General features: G+C 41.1%; 22 protein-coding genes and 1 riboswitch. Of the genes, 5 read left to right on the forward strand and 17 right to left on the reverse strand.

Annotation, left to right across the window (positions count from 1 at the left end; genetic code table 11):
- Window positions 1–61: 61 nt before the first annotated feature.
- Window positions 62–1,075: an ABC transporter substrate-binding protein gene (locus tag BRLA_RS20500; RefSeq protein ID WP_003334456.1), complete on the reverse strand. Its 1,014-nt coding sequence runs from the start codon at window positions 1,073–1,075 to the stop codon at window positions 62–64.
- 372 nt (window positions 1,076–1,447) lie between these two features.
- A complete protein-coding gene (gene adhE / locus BRLA_RS20505; RefSeq protein WP_003334455.1) occupies window positions 1,448–4,057 on the reverse strand; it encodes a bifunctional acetaldehyde-CoA/alcohol dehydrogenase in 2,610 nt (869 codons plus the stop codon).
- A gap of 400 nt (window positions 4,058–4,457) precedes the next feature.
- On the opposite strand from adhE, the gene BRLA_RS20510 reads away from it, so the two are divergent.
- On the forward strand, window positions 4,458–4,745 hold the full coding sequence (locus tag BRLA_RS20510) for a HesB/YadR/YfhF family protein (RefSeq protein ID WP_003334454.1): 288 nt from the start codon (window positions 4,458–4,460) through the stop codon (window positions 4,743–4,745).
- A gap of 95 nt (window positions 4,746–4,840) precedes the next feature.
- On the opposite strand, the gene BRLA_RS20515 is transcribed toward BRLA_RS20510, so the two are convergent.
- The 3 genes from BRLA_RS20515 to BRLA_RS20525 all read right to left on the reverse strand — a co-directional run bounded on the left by BRLA_RS20515 (window position 4,841) and on the right by BRLA_RS20525 (window position 8,796).
- Window positions 4,841–5,617 carry a 3-hydroxybutyrate dehydrogenase gene (locus BRLA_RS20515; RefSeq protein WP_041752689.1) on the reverse strand — a complete coding sequence of 259 codons (777 nt, stop codon included), beginning with the start codon at window positions 5,615–5,617 and terminating at the stop codon, window positions 4,841–4,843.
- Window positions 5,618–5,693: 76 nt separating this feature from the next.
- On the reverse strand, window positions 5,694–7,076 hold the full coding sequence (locus BRLA_RS20520) for a GntP family permease (protein WP_003334451.1): 1,383 nt from the start codon (window positions 7,074–7,076) through the stop codon (window positions 5,694–5,696).
- Window positions 7,077–7,401: 325 nt separating this feature from the next.
- Window positions 7,402–8,796 carry a sigma-54 interaction domain-containing protein gene (locus BRLA_RS20525; RefSeq protein ID WP_003334450.1) on the reverse strand — a complete coding sequence of 465 codons (1,395 nt, stop codon included), beginning with the start codon at window positions 8,794–8,796 and terminating at the stop codon, window positions 7,402–7,404.
- Window positions 8,797–9,242: 446 nt separating this feature from the next.
- Window positions 9,243–9,408, forward strand: a riboswitch (cyclic di-AMP (ydaO/yuaA leader).
- Window positions 9,409–9,413: 5 nt separating this feature from the next.
- Here BRLA_RS20525 and BRLA_RS20530 point away from each other — a divergent pair.
- From BRLA_RS20530 to BRLA_RS20540, 3 genes are all read left to right on the forward strand, one after another.
- A complete protein-coding gene (locus BRLA_RS20530) occupies window positions 9,414–10,196 on the forward strand; it encodes a CAP domain-containing protein (protein WP_003334449.1) in 783 nt (260 codons plus the stop codon).
- Window positions 10,197–10,384: 188 nt separating this feature from the next.
- Window positions 10,385–11,218: a MerR family transcriptional regulator gene (locus BRLA_RS20535; protein WP_003334448.1), complete on the forward strand. Its 834-nt coding sequence runs from the start codon at window positions 10,385–10,387 to the stop codon at window positions 11,216–11,218.
- Between the two features lie 113 nt (window positions 11,219–11,331).
- Complete coding sequence (locus tag BRLA_RS20540) at window positions 11,332–12,693, forward strand: MATE family efflux transporter (protein ID WP_003334447.1); 1,362 nt, start codon at window positions 11,332–11,334, stop codon at window positions 12,691–12,693.
- 92 nt (window positions 12,694–12,785) lie between these two features.
- On the opposite strand, the gene BRLA_RS20545 is transcribed toward BRLA_RS20540, so the two are convergent.
- From BRLA_RS20545 to BRLA_RS20565, 6 genes are all read right to left on the reverse strand, one after another.
- The gene (locus BRLA_RS20545; protein ID WP_003334446.1) at window positions 12,786–13,667 is read right to left on the reverse strand and encodes an ROK family protein; all 882 of its coding nucleotides are present in this window, start codon (window positions 13,665–13,667) and stop codon (window positions 12,786–12,788) included.
- A 58-nt stretch (window positions 13,668–13,725) separates the two neighbouring features.
- Window positions 13,726–14,115 (reverse strand): DMT family transporter, encoded by a 390-nt coding sequence (locus BRLA_RS20550; protein WP_003334445.1) that lies wholly within the window; start codon window positions 14,113–14,115, stop codon window positions 13,726–13,728.
- Window positions 14,112–14,702 carry a TetR/AcrR family transcriptional regulator gene (locus BRLA_RS20555; RefSeq protein ID WP_003334444.1) on the reverse strand — a complete coding sequence of 197 codons (591 nt, stop codon included), beginning with the start codon at window positions 14,700–14,702 and terminating at the stop codon, window positions 14,112–14,114. Before BRLA_RS20555 ends, BRLA_RS20550 begins: the two co-directional genes overlap by 4 nt.
- Window positions 14,703–14,849: 147 nt before the next feature.
- Window positions 14,850–15,020: a hypothetical protein gene (locus BRLA_RS24080; protein ID WP_003334443.1), complete on the reverse strand. Its 171-nt coding sequence runs from the start codon at window positions 15,018–15,020 to the stop codon at window positions 14,850–14,852.
- Between the two features lie 79 nt (window positions 15,021–15,099).
- Window positions 15,100–15,510 carry a disulfide oxidoreductase gene (locus BRLA_RS20560; RefSeq protein ID WP_003334441.1) on the reverse strand — a complete coding sequence of 137 codons (411 nt, stop codon included), beginning with the start codon at window positions 15,508–15,510 and terminating at the stop codon, window positions 15,100–15,102.
- A gap of 3 nt (window positions 15,511–15,513) precedes the next feature.
- The gene (locus BRLA_RS20565; protein ID WP_003334439.1) at window positions 15,514–16,248 is read right to left on the reverse strand and encodes a DsbA family protein; all 735 of its coding nucleotides are present in this window, start codon (window positions 16,246–16,248) and stop codon (window positions 15,514–15,516) included.
- A gap of 637 nt (window positions 16,249–16,885) precedes the next feature.
- On the opposite strand from BRLA_RS20565, the gene BRLA_RS20570 reads away from it, so the two are divergent.
- Window positions 16,886–17,614, forward strand: coding sequence for a stalk domain-containing protein (locus BRLA_RS20570; RefSeq protein WP_041752416.1), 729 nt, complete (start codon window positions 16,886–16,888; stop codon window positions 17,612–17,614).
- 209 nt (window positions 17,615–17,823) lie between these two features.
- Here the strand turns inward: BRLA_RS20570 and BRLA_RS20575 are convergent, their stop codons facing one another.
- The 6 genes from BRLA_RS20575 to BRLA_RS20600 form a co-directional block, all read right to left on the reverse strand.
- A complete protein-coding gene (locus BRLA_RS20575) occupies window positions 17,824–18,267 on the reverse strand; it encodes a flavodoxin (RefSeq protein WP_003334437.1) in 444 nt (147 codons plus the stop codon).
- 166 nt (window positions 18,268–18,433) lie between these two features.
- Window positions 18,434–18,925: a DUF4188 domain-containing protein gene (locus tag BRLA_RS20580; protein ID WP_041752418.1), complete on the reverse strand. Its 492-nt coding sequence runs from the start codon at window positions 18,923–18,925 to the stop codon at window positions 18,434–18,436.
- 155 nt (window positions 18,926–19,080) lie between these two features.
- On the reverse strand, window positions 19,081–20,634 hold the full coding sequence (locus BRLA_RS20585) for an MDR family MFS transporter (RefSeq protein WP_003334435.1): 1,554 nt from the start codon (window positions 20,632–20,634) through the stop codon (window positions 19,081–19,083).
- Between the two features lie 10 nt (window positions 20,635–20,644).
- Window positions 20,645–21,310, reverse strand: a complete 666-nt coding sequence (locus BRLA_RS20590) for an HlyD family secretion protein (RefSeq protein WP_003334434.1) — start codon at window positions 21,308–21,310, stop codon at window positions 20,645–20,647.
- A 247-nt stretch (window positions 21,311–21,557) separates the two neighbouring features.
- Window positions 21,558–22,151 (reverse strand): TetR/AcrR family transcriptional regulator, encoded by a 594-nt coding sequence (locus tag BRLA_RS20595; RefSeq protein WP_003334431.1) that lies wholly within the window; start codon window positions 22,149–22,151, stop codon window positions 21,558–21,560.
- 163 nt (window positions 22,152–22,314) lie between these two features.
- Window positions 22,315–22,797 (reverse strand): DinB family protein, encoded by a 483-nt coding sequence (locus BRLA_RS20600; protein WP_003334430.1) that lies wholly within the window; start codon window positions 22,795–22,797, stop codon window positions 22,315–22,317.
- Window positions 22,798–22,819: the final 22 nt, after the last annotated feature.

Here is a 22,819-nt window from a genome sequence, read left to right on the forward strand (position 1 = left end):
TCTCTTCAAGCAATACCCTGTCTAATCGCACGCCAAAAAGAGGGCATCGCTGCCCCCTTTGTTATTTCACGATTTCTTTCGCTTCTTTACGCAAATCATCTGAAATAGTCAAACCAAACTTTTGAGCAGCCTTCTCGTTAATGACCAATTCGGTATCCTTTCCAACTTCAACCGGTGTATTTGCCACACTCTGACCATTCAGAATACGCGCGACCATTTCCCCGGTCTGTTTGCCCATCTTGTAATAATCAATGCCATACGTAGCCACTGCACCGCGTTTTACCGTATCCATATCGGATGCAAACACCGGTACTTTAGCCTTCTCCGCTACACCAAGCACGCCTTCAATGGAAGCAACCACTGTATTATCAATCGGGATAAAAATAGCTTCCACTTTGCCAAGTAAGGATTGAGCGCCCATTTGCACTTCATTTTGACTACTGATGCCTGCTGGGACTACTTCGATACCCATTTTTTGACCAGCCGCCTGTAAATCCTTAACCTGAACCTCTGCATTTACTTCTGATGTAGTATAGATGACACCGATTTTTTTGATGGTAGGAATGAACTTTTGAACGAGCTGCAACTGCACTTCCATTGACAATTTATCAGAAGTTCCTGTTACATTCTTATCTGGTTTATCTAAAGAAGGCACTAATCCTGCTGATACAGGATCTGTCACTGTAGTAAATACTACTGGAACATCTTCAATAGCTTTAGCCAACGATTGAGCGGACGGAGTAGCAATCGCCACTGCCACGTCTTTCTTGTCGCTCGCAAATTTCTGAGCAATTGTGATGGTATTATTCAGTTCGCCGTTTGCGTTCTGATAATCTACTTCCAGATTTTTACCCTCTTCAAAGCCTTTATCTTTTAATCCATCCTTAATTCCTTGATAAATGGAATCTAGGGCAGGATGCTGTACAAATTGGGATACACCAATTTTGACCTGCTTATCTGATGTATCTTGTCCAGCTGCTGTTACTCCCTCCTGCTTTGCAGTTGGTGCAGCACCACATGCAGCTAATGACAACGCTAATCCAATAGACATAATAAAACCTGTTACTTTTCTCATCTAAACTCTCCTCCTCAGCTCTATAAACCCTGTACTATACTGGTCTAACCTGCACTGTTTACTAAAAACCTATCTACTCTTCTCTATCTGCTCTCTCAACTGTACTGCTATGTTCTTTTGTAATACATTATCTGATTTTTTGAAGACTGTAAATATAATTTCTGAAATATGCTGAAATTAACAAACGCTTAGTAAAATTTTTTACATAGTAAGAAGATAGCAGTTAAAGTAATAAGATTGCTGTCGCGCAGGAAAAGAAAAAAACGGCGAGCCTGATTCGGCTCGCCCAATTTAGTAGTGTGAAGGGAAGGTTATCATATGAAATCGGAAAGGAGAAACTATATGGTATAGCTAACACAAATTTGTGTAGCTCTACACGCCTTTGAATGCGTTTCGGTAAATCTCTGCAAGCTCAGTAACTAATGGCATTTTAGGGTTAGCCGTAGTGCATTGGTCTTCGAATGCGAGAACTGCTAAGCGATCCACTTCTTTTTCGAAGTCTTCTTTCGTTACTCCATTCGCTTCAATGCTCATTGGGATATCTAAAGATTTTCCTAATGTAATGACGGCTTGAATTAAACTTTCTACACCCTCTTCTGTTGTTTTAGCAGGAAGTCCTAACAACCGAGCGATTTCTGCGTAGCGCTCATGTGCTATGAACTTTTCATATCGAGGGAAAGATGCGAATTTATTCGGAACAGTCGCATTAAAGCGAATAACATGTGGCATTAAAATCGCATTGGAACGACCGTGTGCAATATGGAATTCAGCCCCCAACTTGTGTGCTAAGCTGTGGTTGATACCAAGGAATGCGTTCGCAAAAGCCATACCTGCTATGCAAGATGCATTGTGGACCTTTTGACGGGCGACCTCGTCTCCACCGTCTTTATAGGCACGTGGCAAGTATTCAAAGATAAGTTGAATGGCTTTTAATGCCAGACCATCTGTGAAATCATTTGCCATTACAGATACATACGCTTCCATCGCGTGAGTAAGGACGTCCATACCAGTATCAGCAGTGATTACCTTTGGTACAGTCATTACAAATTGCGGATCAAGGATCGCCACATCAGGAGTCAATTCATAATCAGCAATTGGATATTTCATGTTTTTCTCACGGTCAGTAATTACCGCAAATGGTGTTACCTCAGAACCAGTACCAGAGGTGGTAGGAATCGCTACGAATTTAGCTAAGCGACCTAGTTTAGGGAATTTATAAACGCGTTTACGGATATCCAAGAATTTTTGGTATAGGTTTTGGAATTCTTCATTTGGATATTCATAGAACAACCACATCGCTTTCGCTGCGTCCATCGCAGAACCGCCACCTAATGCAATGATCACATCAGGACGGAAATCCACCATGAGCTCGGTTCCTTTCCGTACAGTTGTTACAGATGGATCTGGCTCTACGTCGCTAAACACTTTGCAATGGACGTATTGAGAACGACTGCGCAGATTTCTCAATACCTTATCTACATAGCCTAGTTTTACCATAGCTGGGTCTGTCACAATTACAGCACGAGAGATATCAGGCATATCATGCAGATATTGAATAGAATTTTTCTCAAAGTAAATTTTCTCTGGAATCTTAAACCATTGCATGTTCACGCGTCGTTTCGCCACCTTTTTGACGTTGATCATATGCACAGCACTAACGTTGGTAGATACAGAGTTTCGACCATAAGAACCACAACCAAGCGTTAGGGATGGGATGAATTCATTGTAAATATCCCCGATTGCACCTTGAGAAGATGGAGCATTCACTACGATACGGCAAGCTTTCATTCTCATTCCGAATGCTTCCATAAGATCATCGTCTTCTGTATGGATAACCGCTGTATGTCCCAAGCCGCCGAATTCAAGCATTTCTTCAGCACGGCGGAAGCCTTCATCCGCATTTTTCACCTTATAGCATGCAAGAACAGGACTTAATTTTTCACGAGATAATGGATGGTCAGGGCCTACACCTGTCAATTCTGCTACTAAAATTTTCGTTTCCGGATCTACATGTATACCAGCCATTTCTGCAATAACCGCCGCTGGTTTTCCTACGATATCCGCATTAACGGCGCATGTATTTTCATTTATGACCAATTTCTCCACTTTGGCCTTTTCATCAGCCGTCAAAAAGTGACAATTATTAGAGATCATCAGTTGTTTAACTCGTTCATAGATTGGTGCATCAACAATCACGGCTTGCTCAGAAGCACAAATCATACCATTGTCAAATGTTTTGGATAAAATCAAATCATTTACTGCACGCTCGATTACCGCAGTCCGCTCAATATAGCAAGGTACGTTACCAGGACCTACACCAAGTGCCGGCTTCCCTGTACTATAAGCTGATTTCACCATACCGGCTCCACCTGTTGCTAATACAAGAGCTGTGCCTGGATGATTCATCAATTGTTTGGTTGCTTCTAGGGAAGGCTGATCGATCCACTGAATGCAATTCTTTGGAGCACCAGCTTTCATTGCTGCTTCATATAATGTACGCGCCGCTTCTGCACTAGATTTCTGTGCAGATGGATGGAAGGCGAAGATAATTGGGTTTCGTGTTTTAATAGAAATGATTGCTTTGAACATGGTGGTAGAGGTCGGGTTTGTTACTGGTGTAACCCCTGCTACTACCCCAATCGGTTCAGCTATTTCGATGATGCCATTCTGCTCATCTTCACGGATAAGACCAACTGTTTTATCCTTTTTAATGCTGTTATAAATATATTCTGTAGAGAAAATGTTTTTGATCATCTTATCTTCAAAAACACCGCGTCCTGTTTCCTCATGAGCCAATTTTGCTAAATATACGTGTTTATCTAACCCGGCTAATGCCATTGCTTTTACAATGCTGTCTATTTGCTCCTGATCGTAATTAGCAAAGTCCTTTAACGCTTGGTTACCATTCTCGACCAAGGTATCAATCATTGTTTTTACTGCCTCTTCTTTTGCTTGCTCCTGCACTTTTACTTCATTGCTCATGGTTTCTTCCTCCTTATTAAATAAGAAAGCATTGTATCCACAGATTTAGTGAATTTTTTTCACGTACGCGTTAAAAAAATAAAGCGAAAGTGAAATTTTTCACATTCTAGTTTACAAGGAACTTTTGTTATTGATGTTAAGTAGCGCATAAAAGCAATTCCTTATAAACCACCTTGGGGCTATCTTTTTCTATTCAGCTCCTTGGTGCACTCTTATCTTACTCGATAACTATGTATATGTATGTGATGTTTCTCACACGTTTGCCTGGATTTTTTTAACTAACTTTTTTAGACTTTACACTTATATCCTATCATGTTTCAATAAAAATCTGGTATGCTACATAAAAGGATACTTCTGTATCGACCAATCTCCAGACGACATGATGAAGGAGTGGCTCTCAATGTCCATTACCATTACACCACAGGCACTTGCTTGGTTCAAAAAAGACTGGGGCTTTAAATCAGGCGATTTCATTCGCTTTTTCGTCCGATACGGCGGAGGCACTAGCCTACATAAAAGCTATTCCATGGGGATTTCTAAAACCGAACCGAATGAGATTGCACTCTCCAGTACGGTTGAAGGCATGACCTTCTTTTTTGAACAAGATGATATGTGGTTTATTGAAGATAAAAGCATGACCGTTGATTTTAATGAAGCTTTAGAAGAAATTACGTTTTCTTTCCAATAAGAAAATAGATAGAAAGGCAGGTAATAGCCAAAGGACTTCTCTACTCCTTTTCTGTTACCTGCTTTTTCTCATTACAGTTGCTCATAATGGTTCTTTTACTGAGCGGTATATCCGCCATCAATAGCGGCGGCAATGCCTGTCACTCCCTTTAATCTATCGCTTACCAGCATAGAGGCATAGTCTGCAATCTCCTCAACGGACAACAATCTCTTCTGAGGAACTAAAGGGTAAATGACTTCCTCCAATACTTTTTCTAAAGGTACGTTACGAGTAATAGCCAAATCCTTCAGTTGATTTTGTACTAAAGGAGTGTCAACATAGCCGGGACACAAGGCATTTACTGTAATCCCATGTACTGCTCCCTCTAACGCGGCTACTTTCGTCAATCCAATTACTCCATGCTTGGCACTGTTGTAGGCCGCTTTTCCAGCAAATCCGATAAGCCCATTTATGGATGACATATTTAAAATCCGACCGTATCCCTGCTGTTTCATAATAGGGAAAGCATGCTTAATGCCTAGAAAAGGCCCCACTAGCATGACCTTTAGCAGTAGCTCAAAACGCTCTGTCGGAAATTCCTCAATTGAAGACACATGCTGTAGACCAGCATTATTGATTAAAATCTCCAATCTGCCATACTCTTCGACAACTCGTTGGACGCTGGCTGCAACCTGCTCCTCATTTGAAACATCACAGGGTAAGCCGATCACCTTATACCCCTGCTGACGTAGTCTCTCTGTCGACGCAGCAACAGCTCCTGCATTCAGATCAGCGATGGCAATAATTGCTCCTTCCTTAGCAAAATGCCTAGCCATCTCATAACCAATACCGCTCGCAGCCCCAGTGATGAATGCTACTCTTTGATCTAGCAACCCCATACGACATTTCTCCTCTTCCTTATCATCATGGCAACATCCTTTATTTCTTCCCTTTTCCGCCCTCATCTCATTAGAAAATGGAAACCACGAAAGCCAATAGGAAAACCGTTACTGTCTTCAAAACAGTAATAACAAAAATATCCTTGTAGGACTGACGATGCGTAAGCCCCGTGATAGCCAATAATGTAATGACAGCACCATTATGAGGCAGCGTATCCATCCCCCCTGAGGCCATGGAAGCAATCCGATGTAGGAGTTCTGGGGAAATATTAGCGGCATTTGCTAGCTCTACATACTGTTTGCCCATTACCTCCAAGGCAATCGACAAACCACCAGAGGCGGAACCAGTCATTCCAGACAGTACATTTACCGCTAAGGCCTCAGAGACCAATGGATGATCACTTGCTCCCAAAATCCAACCCTGAATGCTTTGAAAGCCGGGCAATGTCTTTACCACGTTCCCAAAGCCCACCTCAGAGGCCGTGTTAAAGATGGCAAGCAAAGCCCCCATGGCTGCTGTTGTAAGACCTGCCGCTAGCTTGCTGTGCACCGTTTTTACATTGATAGCTAAAGCTGAAATAACCCCTACTAACAACGCAATGATCAAAGCCCATGAAGAAGCTACCGTCTTCACATTTTCAATCTTAAATTTTTCGTTAAGCATAGCCGGATCATACCAGCTATCGACCGCAATGAATCCTCTGCTTAACAGAAAATTAGTGAGAAGCACCAGCAACAAAGGCAAGATAGCCAAGGCAATAGGAGGATATTTTTCAGTTTCTTTTGCTTCTGGCTCATTCTTATGATTGTCACCATATCCCTCTCCCGCTATAGCCGCCTGGTTGCGACGTTTTTCCAACCACAGCATCCCGCCCAGAAAAATCAGGAAGGCTCCCACAATTCCTACTAGCGGAGCCGCATAGGCATCTGTCCCAAAGTAATTGGTTGGGATAATGTTTTGAATCTGTGGTGTACCGGGTAACGCATCCATGGTAAATGTAAACGCTCCTAAAGCAATCGTCCCCGGAATCAAGCGTTTCGGGATATTCGCTTCCCGGAAAAGAGCTGCTGCAAAGGGATAGACCGCAAAAGCTACAACGAACAAGGAAACGCCACCATAGGTAAGGATTGCACAGGCTAATACAATGGATAACACTGCACGCTTTGCTCCTAATCCTTTGACAATTGTCTGTGCGATAGAACCAGCCGCTCCGTTCAATTCCATCACCTTACCGAAAATCGCTCCCAATAAAAAGACGGGGAAAAATGCCTTAATATAATTAGCTGCATTGCTCATGAATGTCTCTGTATAGCTTGGCAATAACGCTAAGCCAGATAAAGCGACAGCCAACAGAGTAAAAATGGGGGCAAATACGATAACGGGATAGCCTCGATATGCAAAAAACATTAGTAGACTCAAAGATACAAGGATCGCTACGATCTCTAACAGCATAAATACTTCCCCTCTCTCATATGACAAAATGGTGTCTGTCGTTTACAAGAGAAGCATAATTCATGCCATTCATTCAGTAATACGCGTTCTTTACTATCATTCCAGCAATTCTCACAGATACGAACAGCCTTTTTAGCGTCCCATGCTTTTACCAACGGAACGCTTTCACATACCGCTCTCGAATTAAAGTCCAAATTTTCGGAAATAAATTCGCACGCTCTTTGCTTCCTACAAATATATAAGCTCGTCTCTATAAGAATCATAAGCCTTATCTTTGCACATGTAAAAAAGTCCAAGATTCTGGACACCTTCCAAAATATTGGACTTACTGCTTCACTTGTTGCATTTGCCTGTCAATTAGCCTCTCCCACTTATGATAAAAGCTGGATTTACTAATTCCGAGCAGTTTTGCTGCCTCCCGTTTATTTCCCCCAGTTAGTTGAACGGCCCGTAGCAACGCCTCTCGTTCAGCCTTTGCTAACCAATCTTTAAGAATAGGAACTCTACTCTGTATCATTGGGTTTCCTGATGTGGATGTTGGCAGCAAAATATGCTCGGCCCGAATCCAACTCCCCTCCATCATATGCATGGCACGCTCCAATACATTGCGCAGCTCTCTTACGTTGCCAGGCCAGCGGTGATAACGTAACAGCTCCCATACCTCTTCATCCATCCCTTTCACAACAATCCCCGTTGACTCCATCAGTTGCTCTTGTATACTCTCTACCAAATGCGGCAAGTCTTCTAACCTATCACGAAGCGGCGGTATGGTAAGGGTAACAACGTGCAAGCGGTAAAATAAATCCTCGCGAAACTTTCCCGCTTTCATTAAAGCAAACATATCTTTATTCGTAGAAGCAATCACTCGTACATCTAATGAGATTGGTCGACTTGCTCCGACTCGCTCTACTTCTTTTTCTTGCAAAACGCGTAAGAGCTTGGCTTGTAGAGCGAGTGGCATATCCCCAATCTCATCTAGCAGGATTGTACCTCGATCAGCTAGCTCAAATTTCCCTTTTTTCCCTTTGCGCAGAGCTCCTGTAAATGCTCCCTCCTCGTATCCAAACAACTCGGACTCCAATAAATTATCTGGGATTGCCGCGCAATTTACCCGAATAAATGGTCCCATCGCTCGCTGACTTGCCGCATGAATAGCATGCGCAAATAGTTCTTTGCCCGTCCCGCTCTCTCCCGTAATAAGTACAGTTGTATTGCTTTTAGCAACCTTCATCGCCAATTCCTTACATTTATTCATTAAGTCGCTGGTGCTAACAATCTGTTCAAAACGATAAACTGCTCCCAGCTTTCTTTGCAATTCGCCTTTATAGTAATCTAATTCTTGTTTTAATTGATCGACAGTAGCAGACAAAGCGTGAAGCTGCCGTACATCCTGAAACAGAACAGTTCCCAGCACAGCAATCATGTTCCCATCCCGATAAATAGGGACACGGTTCGCTATCATATCACGGCCGTTAATCCGTTGAACCTCAGCCAATTCAGCTAATCCGGTCTTAGCTACTATATGCATGCGCGTATTCTCAATGACTGAAGTAACATGTCTGCCGATTGGATTAGCTATCCCGATGAAATTCCGATATGTATGATTCATCATTAGAATGATGCCTTCTGGATTAGTGACCACTATACATTCATATGCTTGTTCAAATACATCCTCTACTAGTTTTAGGTATTCCGACGATGCTGCGGTCTGAAAAACCATTAGTCATCCCTCCTTCTAGATCGTAACAAATGATATTCTTCTATTTATCTACCATTCGTTATAGGTTTGTTTCCTCCTAGTACCCATCTTCACTCTTCTTACATACTTTCAATTTTCAGATTTTTACTCTAAAATGAACCTCCTATTTAACTTTTCCACATTCAGCTTGTCTTATAGTAGACTTTGATAGGAGGATGTTTTTTACAATTAATCCTAATTTATTCCTGCTTCATTTGCTTCGCTCTCCTCCTCCACATAACAAATGTGCTGTTTTTTTTCAAAACTACCTGTTACCATGGCCTTCATTTTCTATCATTTTGATCCAGCTTCATCCCTTTAGCCGCTTGATCTCTTCCTTATTCCTCCTTTTCTCATCAAATTTTAATAGGAATTTTTATCTACTTTTACCAGTTATCTACCGCTTTTTCCGTGCTTGCAACTTTGTTATTCTGAGTTTGCCGAAACTTCCCAAGTCATGAGAAGTGCGGGGGATGACCGATGGTGTAAGGCTTATGCTAGCCACCTGGGGTGAATCACACATAAATGCTGCGTAGGGTTGTATCCTCAATCCGAACCCGACAACTAACCTCGTAGGTAAAAAAAAGGAGCGATGAATAATGAAGAAAAATTGGATGTCTAAAACGGTATTTGCATTGGCAGTAGGAATGGCAGTAAGTGGTGTCGCTACGTCTGCATTTGCTGCTTCTCCAGTATGCGCGGTAAAAAATCTACCAGCCAAACAAGATATTGCTTCATTGACTGAATTACTTAATCAAAAGCAAGGGAAATCCAAGGATTGCCTTCCTACAGATCTATTAAATAGCCTATTAAATCAAACGAAAGATAAGGACAACTCCATTTTTCAAAAGTTAAAAAACATTGAAGATTCGGGCACTAAATCACCTTCTGCACCAAAGATTGAAAACAGATTTGCTGACGATTCCGATGAAGCTTCTGTAGACAAACAGAAAAAACCTTCTATGAAACAAGAGAGAAAAGATAAAGCTTCAAAAGAAAACGTATCTGCTGACGCAAGCGCAATGGTGAACGAAGTAGTAGATATCGTAAACAAAGAACGTGATAAAGCTGGTCTGAAACCACTTAGCATGGATACAGAGCTAGCTAAAATGGCAACAGACAAAGCAAAAGACATGGCAGACAACAATTATTTCGACCATGATAGCCCAACCTTCGGATCTCCATTTAACATGATGGATCAGTATAAGATTTCCTACCAAACAGCGGGCGAAAACATCGCTGAAGGCCAACGTTCTGCTGAAGAAGTAATGAAAGACTGGATGGGCAGCGACGGACACCGTGAAAACATCATGAATTCTTCCTTTACAAAAATCGGAGTAGGATACTACAACGGTTACTGGGTACAAGAATTCATCGGATAAGCAATGCTCTCAAAATAGAGGAGCAACAAAGCCTCTATCCATGTTATCTCATAAAGACAGGCGAAATTCATCATTTCGTCTGTCTTTTTTATATGCTTCTTTGACTTGATTGATTTTGCATAACAGGACAAGATAATGTATTACTAGAACACAAGAGGAAACGTGTACCCGAACCGGAGGAATCTGTTATGAAAAATCGCTTTACAATTGGCAAAATGGCTCGTATGCATCGTATCGCGGAATCAACGCTTCGCTATTATGATGAAAAGGGCATTTTTCAGCCCAAAACTATTGACCAGAAAACCCAGTACCGTTACTACACCATTGACCAATTTTCTACTTTGACTTCTATTAAGTTTTTTCGCCATTTAGGGATTCCCCTACAAGAGATTAAAAGATTTATGGATGAACGTACACCCGATTTGGCTTTGGACATCCTAGAAAAGCAAAGAACATCTCTTCAACAAAAACAACAGGAAATTGTCTACATGTTAAATCGCTTGGAAAGTAAGATCACAACCATTAAACAAGGCGTAGATAAACCGGATGATTCCGTGGTATTTAAAGAGTTACCAAAGCGATATATTCACTCCATAGTCGTGGAAGCAGAACTCTCTGATGAAGAATTTGAATATCACCTTAATACCTTGCAAAGCGATCTTCAGCTTTTAGAGGTATCCTTATTTGCTGGTGATATCGGTACCTCTGTGTCCAAATCCTCCATCCTCAAAGGAGACTATCAAGATTACAACAGTTTATTTATTATGATTGATGATCTCCCCGTCGATAAAGAGCGCTATGCCAGTATTCCTGCTGGTCTGTATGCATGTACAATGCATTATGGGCCTTACGAACAGCTTGATCAGTCATATGAACGCCTCCTTTCAGCGATCAAACAGTGTCATTATGAGATTACAGACAAATCCTATGAGCTAGGCATTGTAGATTTGTCTATCACCAGTGAATCGGATGAATTTATTACTGAAATTCAAATCCCAATTCAGCCTCTATCCTCCTTATAAATCACTGATTTCAACAGAATTTATTGACTCGCAAACAAAAAATTTTCTACGCCCCCTTGAGTTTCAAGTAGCTTGAAGGTTTACAATAAGAGCTATCACAAGGAGGTCGTATTATGACAGACGCAGCAATTAAACTAAGGGAGACCCCCGTGCCAAAGCTATTCATCTCTTATCTCATCCCTTCTGTACTCGGCATGTTACTTATGTCGATTAATATTTTTGTGGATGGAGTATTTGTTAGCCGCGGGGTGGGACCAGAAGGATTAGCCGGGGTAAACATCTCCGTACCCGCTTTTTCTATCTTCCTTTCTATCTCTCTTTGGATTGGAATGGGTGGAGCTACTCTCTACTCGGCTGCCTTGGGAAGAAATGAAGTAACACACGCTCGCCAGATTTTTACCCAATCTTTTGCACTGGCACTTCTATTGGTTAGCCTCATCATGGCTGTTTGCTTAACACATATCGAACAAATAGCCTATATTTTTGGAGCTGACAAGACAATCCTGCCTTATGCACTTGATTATTTACATGTGTTGTTAACCTTCGGGATCGTTTATGTATTAGAAAACATCCTGAGCATTTTTATCCGTAATGATGGAAACCCCAAGCTAGCGATGATGGGCCTAATCGTCACATCGGTTCTGAACATACTATTTAACTATATCTTTATTTTCATGATGGGAATGGGTGTAAAGGGAGCGGCCTACGCTACAATCTTATCGGCTGCTATCGGATTTTTAGTGCTACTTACCCACTTTTGGAAGAAAGGTAGCACATTGCGTTTTGTGGCATTCCGGTTTCAGTTAAAGGAAATCAGGCAAATCGTAAATATCGGCTTTCCTAGCTTTATTGCAGAGAGTACAATCGCGATCACTACTTTAGCGTACAATCTGGCTTTCATGAAATATCTGGGGGCACAGGGGGTTGCAGCCTATGCCATCGTCAACTATATTCATGCGATGCTATTGTTATTGTTCATGGGGGTAGGAGCGGCACTGCAACCGATTGCCAGCTTCCATTATGGTGCTCAATTAAGTGAGCGATTGCGAGCTAGCTTACGTTTAACAGTAAAAACTGGCTGGGGCTTCGGAATCGCCGCCTTACTTTTTGGCGTTTTGTTTTCGAATGTGTTTATCATGTTATTTGACATCCAATCAGAAGAATTGATTCAAATCACCGTGAACGGAATGAATCTATTTTTTATCAACTATCTTTTCTTAGGATATAATCTTGTATATGGGGAGTATTTCCAAGCCATACAGAAGATACGCAAATCACTGTGGATTATTTTAACCCGTGGTGTCTTGCTGGTTATTCCTTTGGTGTTTATCCTGCCAAAATGGTTCGGGGTAAATGGCATTTGGCTCGCAATCCCTATTGCCGAAGCATTGACCGCATTAAGCATTCGTATGTTAAATCGCAAAACACCACCTGTTCCACAATTTACAAAGCGCGAAACAGAAGTTACTGTCTAACAAGCACGAAAAAAGGTAGCCCGAAATGAGCTACCTTTTTTTATATACATGCAAAATCAATTGATCTTCAATCAAAACCTTGTTGGTTGCTGTTATCCTTGTACCAAGCTTCTTTTCGCTAAGGCTAGAGCACCGCACACTCCTGCGTTATCCCCTAGTGCCGGTGGAACAATATAGGTTGACAAGTCGTTACAGAAATGCTGATTTTCACTCACATAGCCTTGTAATAGCTCGCTCAGTTGCTGCCTTACTAGGGGAAATAGCTGCTCCTGCTTCATAACCCCGCCGCCTATGATGAGCCTTTTAGGTGCTAAGATAAGGACATAATTCATCAACGCTTGAGCTAAATAATAAGCCTCCAGCTCCCAGACCTCTGTGCTTGCTTGCAATTTTGCTCCCTTTTGATTCCACCGTTTTTCAATAGCTGGTCCAGATGCCATGCCCTCTAAACAGTTGCCATGGTACGGACACACACCTGTAAACGAATCGAGATGGTGTGGTTTTACCAAGATATGTCCCATCTCTGGGTGAGACATACCGTGTAATAGCTTTCCTTCAACAATAGCCCCAACACCAATTCCCGTACCTACTGTCATATAGATGCAACTATCCAAGCCTTTTGCGGCACCCCAAGTAGACTCACCCAATGCAGCAGCATTTACATCTGTATCAAACGCAATCGGAACAGAAAAATGCTCTTTCATATGACCAAGCACGTGATAATTTCTCCAAGCGAGCTTTGGCGTATTCCTTACATATCCATAGGTAGCACTAGCTGTGTTTAGATCAATCGGTCCAAACGAGCCTATTCCAATCGCATCTAGCTTCTTTTGGTGAAAAAAGGTTATTACCTGCTCCAAGGTTTCTTGCGGAGTCGTGGTTGGAAAGCTACTTCTCTCCAAAATCTCTCCAAATTCATTTCCGATTGCACAGACAAACTTTGTTCCCCCTGCTTCCACTGCCCCTAGTCTCATTTCTTGGTGCACTCCTTTGTAGCCTGAATGGTTTTACGTCATTTTTTGCTTACTGGTATCAGCCACTCTTACTATCAGATGCTACCACTTCGGTTTCTTCACTGTGCTTTCCTTCTGCTGGTGCTCCATGGGAGCCACCTTGCAAATTTAAAAGAACACATCCTGCGATGATCAATAGAATAGCAATCACCTTCTGTAAGGATAGACTATCCTTAAACCAAATAATCCCAATGGTCGCGATTAATGCGGTACCGATTCCTGACCAAATTGCATACACAACGCCAACCTCTAATTTTTTTAAAGCTAAACTTAACGAGGAAAAGCAAATCAGATAAAACACAAACATAAGAATGGTTGGCCATATCTTCGTTAACCCATTCGACAGCTTCATCATAGTCGTGCCTGCAACCTCTAATAAAATAGCTACTCCCAAAAAGACCCAACTCATTTCGCTCTCTCCTCTCTATTTGCTGACTCACTCTCTCTATCTCTTACACCCTCCACCATGATATCCATGATGGCTTCCAGCGCCTCATGCACTGTCATTTGCTGCTGTGTGAGCGGAGATTGATAGGTCATCTGCTGTAAGGAACCTATAAACATCTGGATGAAAACCTTCACATTCACGGGCCGAAAGACACCTTCTGCAATGCCTTCTTCCATAAATCTGCTTATATTGTCCCATCCCTCATGCATAAGCGTATTAAAAATCTGCCACTGCTCAGGATAAAACCTCTTTAATTCTTCTAAGAATCGTAAATCAAACGTGATAAGCTCACTAGGAATCACGAAGAACAACTGCTTTAATTTTTCAATTGGTCCCAGCTGCTCATGTTGTAAGATTTCTGTTTCTTTATTGAAATAATGCTGCATATCCTGCTGAATAATGTAGGCTAGCAGCTCCTCTTTGGATGTAAAAATACCATATAAGGTTTTCGTGCTAACGCCTGCAAGCTGAGCAACGTTTGCCATTGTGAATTTGACACCATATCGCTTCACCTCTTCAATCGCACACACTGCAATGCGATTTTGCATTGAGATCACCCCCTCTGGAACCAAGGAAAATATTTTATTTTTTATATTTTCCACTGTTACTATTTTAAAATAAAAAACATTTGTTAGCAATCCTCTACCACTCATTCCCTTTGACGAAGCTATGTCACTATTCCCCTATTATTCAATTTACTTAGCCCCATAGGTAGAAAATAAAGCTTTTACCAGATAGGCGGCTTCTGTCCCAACACTGCCTTGCTGATGAATCGGTACACGTTGCCCTATAAAAAAAACAGAGTGCTGGGAATTCTCTCTTCCAACACTCTGCTTGTCTGTTGCTATCTGCAATAGCTTATGCACTTCATTTGGCCACTATGCCGCTCTTGTTAGTAAATTACCAATAAATTTTTGCCCAGCTCTAAACTCACTTCTTTTGTCCTTACTCGGTATCTGCCCCTCTTTTCACTACAAGCAGACAAATCGTAATCATCACAAAGGCAACTAATGCCAAGAAAGGTATTGTGATGAAGCCGAGCCAATTAATATACTCACCTGTACATGGCACACCTTGCGTACAGAAGGACATTCCTTTCATAAAAGGAACCTTCTGTACACTATAGTGGTAAGCCGAAGTGACCATGCCAATAATCGAAAGCGGCAAAATGTATCTATAGATACTGGTATCATTGCGATACACAGCCATCCCCAACAGGATTGTCAAAGGATACATTAAGATTCGCTGATACCAGCAAAGCGTACACGGGACAAAATGCATTACTTCACTAAAATAAAGGCTGCCAACTGTGGCAATAATTGCAGTAATCCAGGAAAACACTAACGGCTTGTTCATACGCTATTTCCCCTCTGTAACAGGGTTAGCGGCTTCTTCTACAGCCTTTTTGAAGTCATCCATGGTAGTTCCCTCAAATCGCTTACCATTAATGTATAAGGTTGGGGTTCCTCTTACATCCAGCCTTTTTACAATAGCCAAATCCTTGTCAACAGCCGCTTGGTATTTCTTAGCCGTAAAAGCCTGCATAACCTTTTCCGTTTGCTTTTGATCAGCGATTTGACCGATAAGACCTTTTAGCTTATCCTCTGTAAAATAATCTTGTTTTTCCAGACTAAGGTCCTCTGGCTGGTTTTTATATAATAAATCATGGAATTTCCAGAAAAGGTCATTCCCTAATTCTCCATAAACCGTTTCAGCAAATAAAGCTGTTCGGTGAGAATCTACAGCAAGAAATGGATCTTGGAAGAAATAAAACTGAGCTATTCCAGTCTCCACAAAATCTTTATCAATCTGTTTTACAAGCTCTTCATTAAATGTTTTGCAGGCTGGGCATTTATAATCACCAAACTCTACAATTTTAACTTTGGCAGTCTCTTTACCAAAGTAAGGCTGCCCTTCATAATCTGTAGCTTCCATCAATGCCAGTTGCGTTGATTTTGGCATAAGAAAGAGATACGCTACTACTAAAACAGCTATGATTCCGATACTCCAAAAGATCCATTTTGAAGATTGATCAGAGGGTTGTCCTTTTTTACCTGATCCAGCTTTCGTCTTTTTGTTGTGTTGTTTTTTCAACTTGACACCACCCATACTATTATTTATTTACTTACAAAAGTACAGTTATTTTCCATAGTAGTTGATCTTGGACTTTATCGCAATGCTGTGATCTTCTCTAAAGTGGATATTTTTTGAACGAATTGCAACATTACTTCTAGTTTTCATTTTTTTCTAATCAGCAGTCCTTGTCGAGTATCTTCAGTATATTTTTTATTTGTTTGCAATTGCAAGTCTATTCTTCGCTATTCAACAAGGGTATTCTGCTTTATTAGACATTTATGATATATGGATTACATCACTGTTTAGACAATTTCCTTCAGTTTACATTAACTGAAAGATTAGTAATTATTACCGTTATTTACTTTGGATACTTTTATCTTAACTAAAAAACTTTCCCAGTATAAAAGCTTTTAATTAAAATAATGGAAAAAAACGACACGAACCTAGCAGGAAAAAAGATGAAAAATGGGACGACAGTATGACTTTTTTCTCTTGTAAAAAAGCGTGATAAGCACTATTCTGATACTTAGCCGTATATTTTCAGGAGTTCTATATTTAGAGAGAATTCCATGCTAACTTGCCGTTTCATTATCGGATAAAAGGTTTACAAATGAGTATCAAAAGAAGATTGATCCACTATCTGGAGGGGAAAGACATGTTTAAAAAGAAAACGCTACTTTTGCTGTCCTCAGCTTTGTTAATCGGGGCTTTGCCTGCTACAACTGATGCAGCTGTCGTGAAAAAAAATATTCAAGCTACTTACAACAATGTGAAAGTAAAGTATAACGGCTATGTAGTTCCAACTGATACCGAGCCATTCATCGTAAACGGTACTACATACATCCCGCTTCGCATGATGGCAGGGGTATTTAACAAGGATGTTTCTTGGGATCAAGCTTCCTTTACAGTATCTGTAGGAGATCGTGTAGATCCTAAGATTGCACAGCTACAAGCAGAGCTTGCTGCCAAAGATTCTAAAATCTCTACGTTAGAAAAAGACGTTACCTACTATAGAGATCAATTAGATAAGAAGGATAAAGATAAAAAGAAAAAGAGCAAAAAAGATGATGTAGATGATCTAGAGGACAATCTAAACGATGATTATGGTAAATGGAAAAAAATCGAATGGGATATCACTCTAAAAGGTGACGAGGATGATATCGACGTAACCATTAAGGTTGACCTTGATGATTATAAGAGTAAATATGAAGACCTAAGTGATTCAGAAATCAAAAAATTCATCAAAGATATCTGCGATGACATCTGGGATGAGTTTAAAGATGCTGACATTGATGGAACAATCTATGACACTGATGGTAAAGATGACTTGTGGGAATTCAAAGGTAAAGGTAAAACGAATAAAGTTACCTACGACAAGCAATAAGCTAAATAACCAAGAATTCTTATTCAATCGGTCCCGGAGGCTTTCTCCGGGGCTTTTTGCATGATGGTCGGCCTTTAAACAAAAGGAAACAGAAAACTGAACAGAACAAGAAACCAGATATGAACAGAAATTACCTGTTTCATCTTCTGGCTTCTTTATCATTTATCCCTATCTTTATTCGTAAAAGGTACTCGTATCCGAGCTATTCATTATCCTAGCTTCTGGGCAAAGGTAGCGCCAAACTCTTTGCATTCCTCAATTTCCTTATCTCCAGGTGAAAGCTCGATCTTCAAGCCCTCTACTACAATTTCTGCTCCTAAGGATTGCAGCTTCTTAGTCAGTGTCTCTACAGCCTCTCCAAACATTGGATAGCTCGTATCGCCAGAGCCGAATACAGCTGCTTTCTTGCCGCTAAGATCAAGTCCGTCCATTTCATCGTAAAAGTCGAGGAATTCATCCGGCAGATCTCCGTCGCCCCAAGTGTATGCCCCTAACAGGATTGCATCATATTCAACCAAGTCAGCAGCTTTCGCATTCCATACCTCTTTTACTTCAATTTCTAGCCCTTGTTCGCGAATGCTTTCCGCAATCAGTTCTGCCATTTCCTCGGTGTTTCCTGTCATGCTCGCATATATCATTCCAATTTTGCTCACGGAGATCTCTCCCTTATATCTATATTTCTAATCCTTAAATGAAAATTATTATCACTTACATAATATTGATACTGATTCTCATTGTCAATATTTTTTTAAAAAATAACAAGCTGATTTTACACCAGCTTGTTGCCCACATATCCTAGAAGAAGCCTTGCCCCCTTCTTCATTCTGCTTTCTCTTCTGAAGGGTTTGCTGTTAATCTTTTTCGAGAGCTTTGATATTTACCAGTGGCAGGGACCTGACCAATCGCTTTGGCTAGTCCGAACAACGGCATATTCGCGTAAATTGCCTCATACTTGGAGGGTTCCATGCTATAGGTTTCGTGAAAAATACCTACACTTCCATCTGAACCTATTTTGCGCTGAAAATCCTTCCAAGCCTTTAGATGATAGCCACCATGGGCATAGCTTTCTAGCTGATCATAGGAATCCCAGTACTGTATGAGACCGATTGTTCTACCATTCCAACAATTTTCTGCTCCTATAAACCCTAATTCTGGGTGCTGGTATAGCTCTTTAAGCATCTTCACCATTGCGAGAAAGACAGGGATCCATTTATGAACGGCCCACCATTTATTGATGCGCATTCCAATGTAAAACACCACGAAGGATTTGCCCCCTGATGCTGCGAATCGACCATTTTGTACTTTATTCATCATCTTCTCTCCCCTTCTTTGTGCATTCTTATTTCGTATCTTCCGTGAATGTTACTAACCCGTCATTCCAGGCCGCAAACGTAATTCAGCATGATCCAGTAGCACCTTGACCATAAATGTATGGGAACCGCTATCTGCGATGGGTGAAATCTGCTCTAAGGCATTTTCTTTTCCCGTACCAAAAAAATCAATACAAGAGCTACCGCGAATGCGAGCACTGCCATCGCCAAGCTATCCTGCAAAGCCTGAATAGTAGCATATTTTTGAACCAATTGCCCCATTAATCCCAAAGACATACTCTGTGCCTCCATGCTCGAAAATCCTTTATGGCTAAACATTTGTATAAATTGCTGTAGTGTCTCGCTGGTTGACACGCTTTTATATGTAACCGTTTCTGATAAATGAGCCGTATATGTAGCACCGCGCTGATAAAAATAGCTAATTAAGCCAGCGATGCCAATTGAGATAGCCATTTGTCGAGAAACATTAGTAATGACAGAGCCTGCCGATATCCTGCTTTGATCCGTAATAGCTAACAGAGGAATCTGCATAGAGGTCATTAAGCATAAACCCATTCCTACACCCCTGAGTACCAGTAACCATGTCATATAGCTCATATCCGTATGTAGATCGATCTGAGCGATGCCGATCCCAGATAGGATACATAGTGCAATGCCACTAATTATAAAAGGCTTTACTCCCCATTTAGGCGCCAGCATTCCACTTAGCGGCGTCACAATACCAGATGCAATCGCTTGAGGCAGTAGGAGAAGGCCTGTTTCCATTGCTGTTTTTCCTAGCATGTTTTCCGAATAAATAGGCAAGAGATAAATAACACTAAAATTGGCTGCCATGATCAAGCTGTTAACCAAAACACCTAATGTAAAATCTCGATTACCAAACAAACGGATATCCACTAAAGGCTCCGATGTCGATAGCTCTCTCTGAATAAAGAGAACACCACTCACTAATGCTGACAAAAATAAGGAAACGATATAAAAGGAACCCCATCCCTCCTGCTCTCCCTTAGTAAAGGCTAACAAGGTCGCAACAAGAAATACACTCGCGTACACAAACCCCAGTAAATCAAAGCGGTGCCCTCCTTCTGCTCTTGTCTCTGGTAAAAAGCGCCAGACTAAATAAAGAGCCAGTAATCCAAATGGAATATTCACAGTAAAAATCAATCGCCAATCCAAATATTCTACAAAATAGCCACTTAAGCTAGGTCCGATTGCTGGCGCGACAAATACCGAGATGCCAAATACCCCCATTGCCGGACCCATTTTTTCCACAGGTACAACATATTGAATCATCGACTGTCCAATTGTCATCATCAAGCCACCGCCCATGGCTTGAACAATTCTTGCTGCAATCATGCTTTCATTGCTCCATGCCAATCCACAAAATAACGAACCTAACGTAAACAGGAGCAGGCTGACAAGATAGCTCACCTTCATGCCATAACGAGCGCCTACATATCCTGAGAGGGGAATGATAGCTGCCATCGTAAGCGTATAAATCGTAACAACCCATTGAATCTCGTCCGTAGAGACTCCAAAAACATTCATCATTTCTGGGATCGCCACATTAACAATACTGGTATCCAATACCGCCATAAATGTGCCTAGCACAATAGCAAATACAGCGGGCCAAAAGCTCTGGGAAGAAGAATGCGCTTGGTCTAGATAACGTTGTTTCGTTCTACTCATGATTTCTCTCCTATCTCACAAGAATCGTGACCGTAGCATTACTTCCAGGCGTAAAATGAAAAGCTTGTTGAACAAAGCTGATTTTAACCGGAATACGTTGTGTGACCTTGGTAAAACTGCCCCCTGCATTCGTTCGAGGAAGCAAAGAAAATGTGGACTGCGTCGCCTCTCCGACATATTCAACCTTGCCTTGATACACATGACCGGGAAACATATCTAAGCGAATCTCCACCGGCTGCCCAGCTTTAACATAGCCTGCTTTGGTTTCTTCTATATTGGCCTGAATATATAAGGTGGCTTTGTTCATTACAAGGGCTAACGGATTACCAGCGCCTACAATCTCCCCTTGATTAGCAAGCTTTTGAATAATGACACCATCGATTGGAGATCGTACAATCATGTTTTCTAAAGAAGAAATATTATTGGCATTTACTTGTTCGAGCCTGGAAACTACCTGATTCATGCGAACCTGCGTACCCTCTTCCAAACTGAATTGTTCTATCTTTCCTGGTACCTTAGCTGCTATTTTATAGATTTCCCCTGTAACCTGAGCATCTTCAGTTGTTACGTAATAGTAATTTTTGTAGCTGTAGTACCAAATAATTGAGATGGCCACCACTAGAATAATAGTAAGGATGATTTTAAAATTGCGCGTCTTTGTTGATCTTGCTTTCATATAAGCTAAACACTCCTATTAACATACCGACTGGCGGTTTGTATTCGATAAAAAATAAAGAACTCCTATGCTCGTTCTCATGATTGTTTCTTTGGATTGGACTACAATACTTTCTCTTTATTGGCTCAAGGCAGAAGGATCGTGTTCCATACTTGGATCATTTGCAAAAGTTCCTTTCCCAGTAGGTCAAGCAGACGGAGATCAGTAGTTGACCTCCTGCTATTCCTAGTATTTTTCACTTGCTTCTTTATTTGTTTTGCAATAAATCATTCATAATAAGGTATAAATCATCAGCCAAAAATAGATCAACACCCATTTCTTTTGCAATTATGCTCCCATACATATTTGTCATAAAAAAATGAGCCATTTTCCGTGGATCGATATTTGGGGAAATAGCATCCGCTTCCTGTCCGCATTGAAGCCACTTCATTTGCATATCAACAGAAAATTGGTGAAATCGGTTCAATAAAGTAGAAATACCTTTATTTTCCTTTTGGCTAAGGAGATATATAAAAATTTGACTGGAGACTTCTTTTTCTCCCTGTAGCAACTCAGTAAAACCATCAATGATGGCTTTTAGTGGATCATGTAATTCTCCACGTTTGGCAATTTCCACTTGGTGCTGAAACTGCTCGTTTACCTTTTCCATTTTCGTTTGCAAAATATAAGCAAATAGCTCATCCTTACTTTGCACATAATGGTAAATGGCTCCTTTTGACAATTTGGTTCTGTTCATAATCTCTTGTAGGGTAGTTTGCCGGCATCCCCGTTCACGAATGAGATCCTCCGTAGTTGCTACTAGTAGCTGAAAAGTGGACACGGCGTGATTCTGTTGTGTCATAAGCACTTTCTCCTTTACCATTATTTCCTGTTATCATTTTACAAACCGCCGGTCGGTTTGTAAAGAGGAATATAAAAAAAACAGATACCGGATTGGCAGTCTGTTTTTCCTTTTTACGGGTTTTCATTAGACAAGCGCCAGCAGAAACACCAAATCTAGCTAGCTACACCGATAAGTGATCCTTGATTTCTTTAATTTGCTCTAGGTGTCTTTGTTCATGAAGTCCAACAAATTCAATCCATTGATTTATGTCTAGAAGCCCAAATGCTGGATGAGTAAATCCTTTTTTGGCAAGCTGAGAACTCTCTTTATCTTCGCAAGCGCCCAACAAAGAGGTACGAGTAGATTCCAACTTCAGGAGTAAGTCCTGTAGATGTTTAGGTTCATCTGTTGGTTCATAAGGAGCGGGAGCTTGCGCTTTGTTGTTACGATCCAGTATGAAGGAAATGGGCTTTGGATCTATTTGTACATCCTCATTATGTAGCGCCTTCCTCACATGGTAAGCTACCGCTTTTTCGGTCAGATACAAATGCTCCAGTACCTGTCCTATCGTCCAGACACCCTCCATTGCTCTTTGATTGAGTTCTGTATCTGACAAACCATCTACCGTCTCAATTAATTCTGTCCTGACTGCATGTATATTCATAGGTGCACCTCCTTTTTCTAGA

Origin of the sequence: Brevibacillus laterosporus LMG 15441, from assembly GCF_000219535.2 — a bacterium.
GTDB lineage: Bacteria > Bacillota > Bacilli > Brevibacillales > Brevibacillaceae > Brevibacillus_B > Brevibacillus_B halotolerans.

Excerpts from the sequence above, each read along its gene's own strand:
- BRLA_RS20530 (WP_003334449.1), top strand. The coding sequence starts at position 9,414 with ATGAAGAAAAATTGGATGTCTAAAACGGTATTTGCATTGGCAGTAGGA.
- BRLA_RS20545 (WP_003334446.1), bottom strand. The coding sequence starts at position 13,667 with ATGAGACTAGGGGCAGTGGAAGCAGGGGGAACAAAGTTTGTCTGTGCA.
- BRLA_RS20570 (WP_041752416.1), top strand. The coding sequence starts at position 16,886 with ATGTTTAAAAAGAAAACGCTACTTTTGCTGTCCTCAGCTTTGTTAATC.
- adhE (WP_003334455.1), bottom strand. The coding sequence starts at position 4,057 with ATGAGCAATGAAGTAAAAGTGCAGGAGCAAGCAAAAGAAGAGGCAGTA.
- BRLA_RS20580 (WP_041752418.1), bottom strand. The coding sequence starts at position 18,925 with ATGAATAAAGTACAAAATGGTCGATTCGCAGCATCAGGGGGCAAATCC.
- BRLA_RS20525 (WP_003334450.1), bottom strand. The coding sequence starts at position 8,796 with ATGGTTTTTCAGACCGCAGCATCGTCGGAATACCTAAAACTAGTAGAG.
- BRLA_RS20510 (WP_003334454.1), top strand. The coding sequence starts at position 4,458 with ATGTCCATTACCATTACACCACAGGCACTTGCTTGGTTCAAAAAAGAC.
- BRLA_RS20595 (WP_003334431.1), bottom strand. The coding sequence starts at position 22,151 with ATGACACAACAGAATCACGCCGTGTCCACTTTTCAGCTACTAGTAGCA.
- BRLA_RS20500 (WP_003334456.1), bottom strand. The coding sequence starts at position 1,075 with ATGAGAAAAGTAACAGGTTTTATTATGTCTATTGGATTAGCGTTGTCA.
- BRLA_RS20550 (WP_003334445.1), bottom strand. The coding sequence starts at position 14,115 with ATGAGTTGGGTCTTTTTGGGAGTAGCTATTTTATTAGAGGTTGCAGGC.
- BRLA_RS20585 (WP_003334435.1), bottom strand. The coding sequence starts at position 20,634 with ATGAGTAGAACGAAACAACGTTATCTAGACCAAGCGCATTCTTCTTCC.
- BRLA_RS20535 (WP_003334448.1), top strand. The coding sequence starts at position 10,385 with ATGAAAAATCGCTTTACAATTGGCAAAATGGCTCGTATGCATCGTATC.
- BRLA_RS20590 (WP_003334434.1), bottom strand. The coding sequence starts at position 21,310 with ATGAAAGCAAGATCAACAAAGACGCGCAATTTTAAAATCATCCTTACT.
- BRLA_RS20600 (WP_003334430.1), bottom strand. The coding sequence starts at position 22,797 with ATGAATATACATGCAGTCAGGACAGAATTAATTGAGACGGTAGATGGT.
- BRLA_RS20555 (WP_003334444.1), bottom strand. The coding sequence starts at position 14,702 with ATGCAAAATCGCATTGCAGTGTGTGCGATTGAAGAGGTGAAGCGATAT.
- BRLA_RS20540 (WP_003334447.1), top strand. The coding sequence starts at position 11,332 with ATGACAGACGCAGCAATTAAACTAAGGGAGACCCCCGTGCCAAAGCTA.
- BRLA_RS20560 (WP_003334441.1), bottom strand. The coding sequence starts at position 15,510 with ATGAACAAGCCGTTAGTGTTTTCCTGGATTACTGCAATTATTGCCACA.
- BRLA_RS20520 (WP_003334451.1), bottom strand. The coding sequence starts at position 7,076 with ATGCTGTTAGAGATCGTAGCGATCCTTGTATCTTTGAGTCTACTAATG.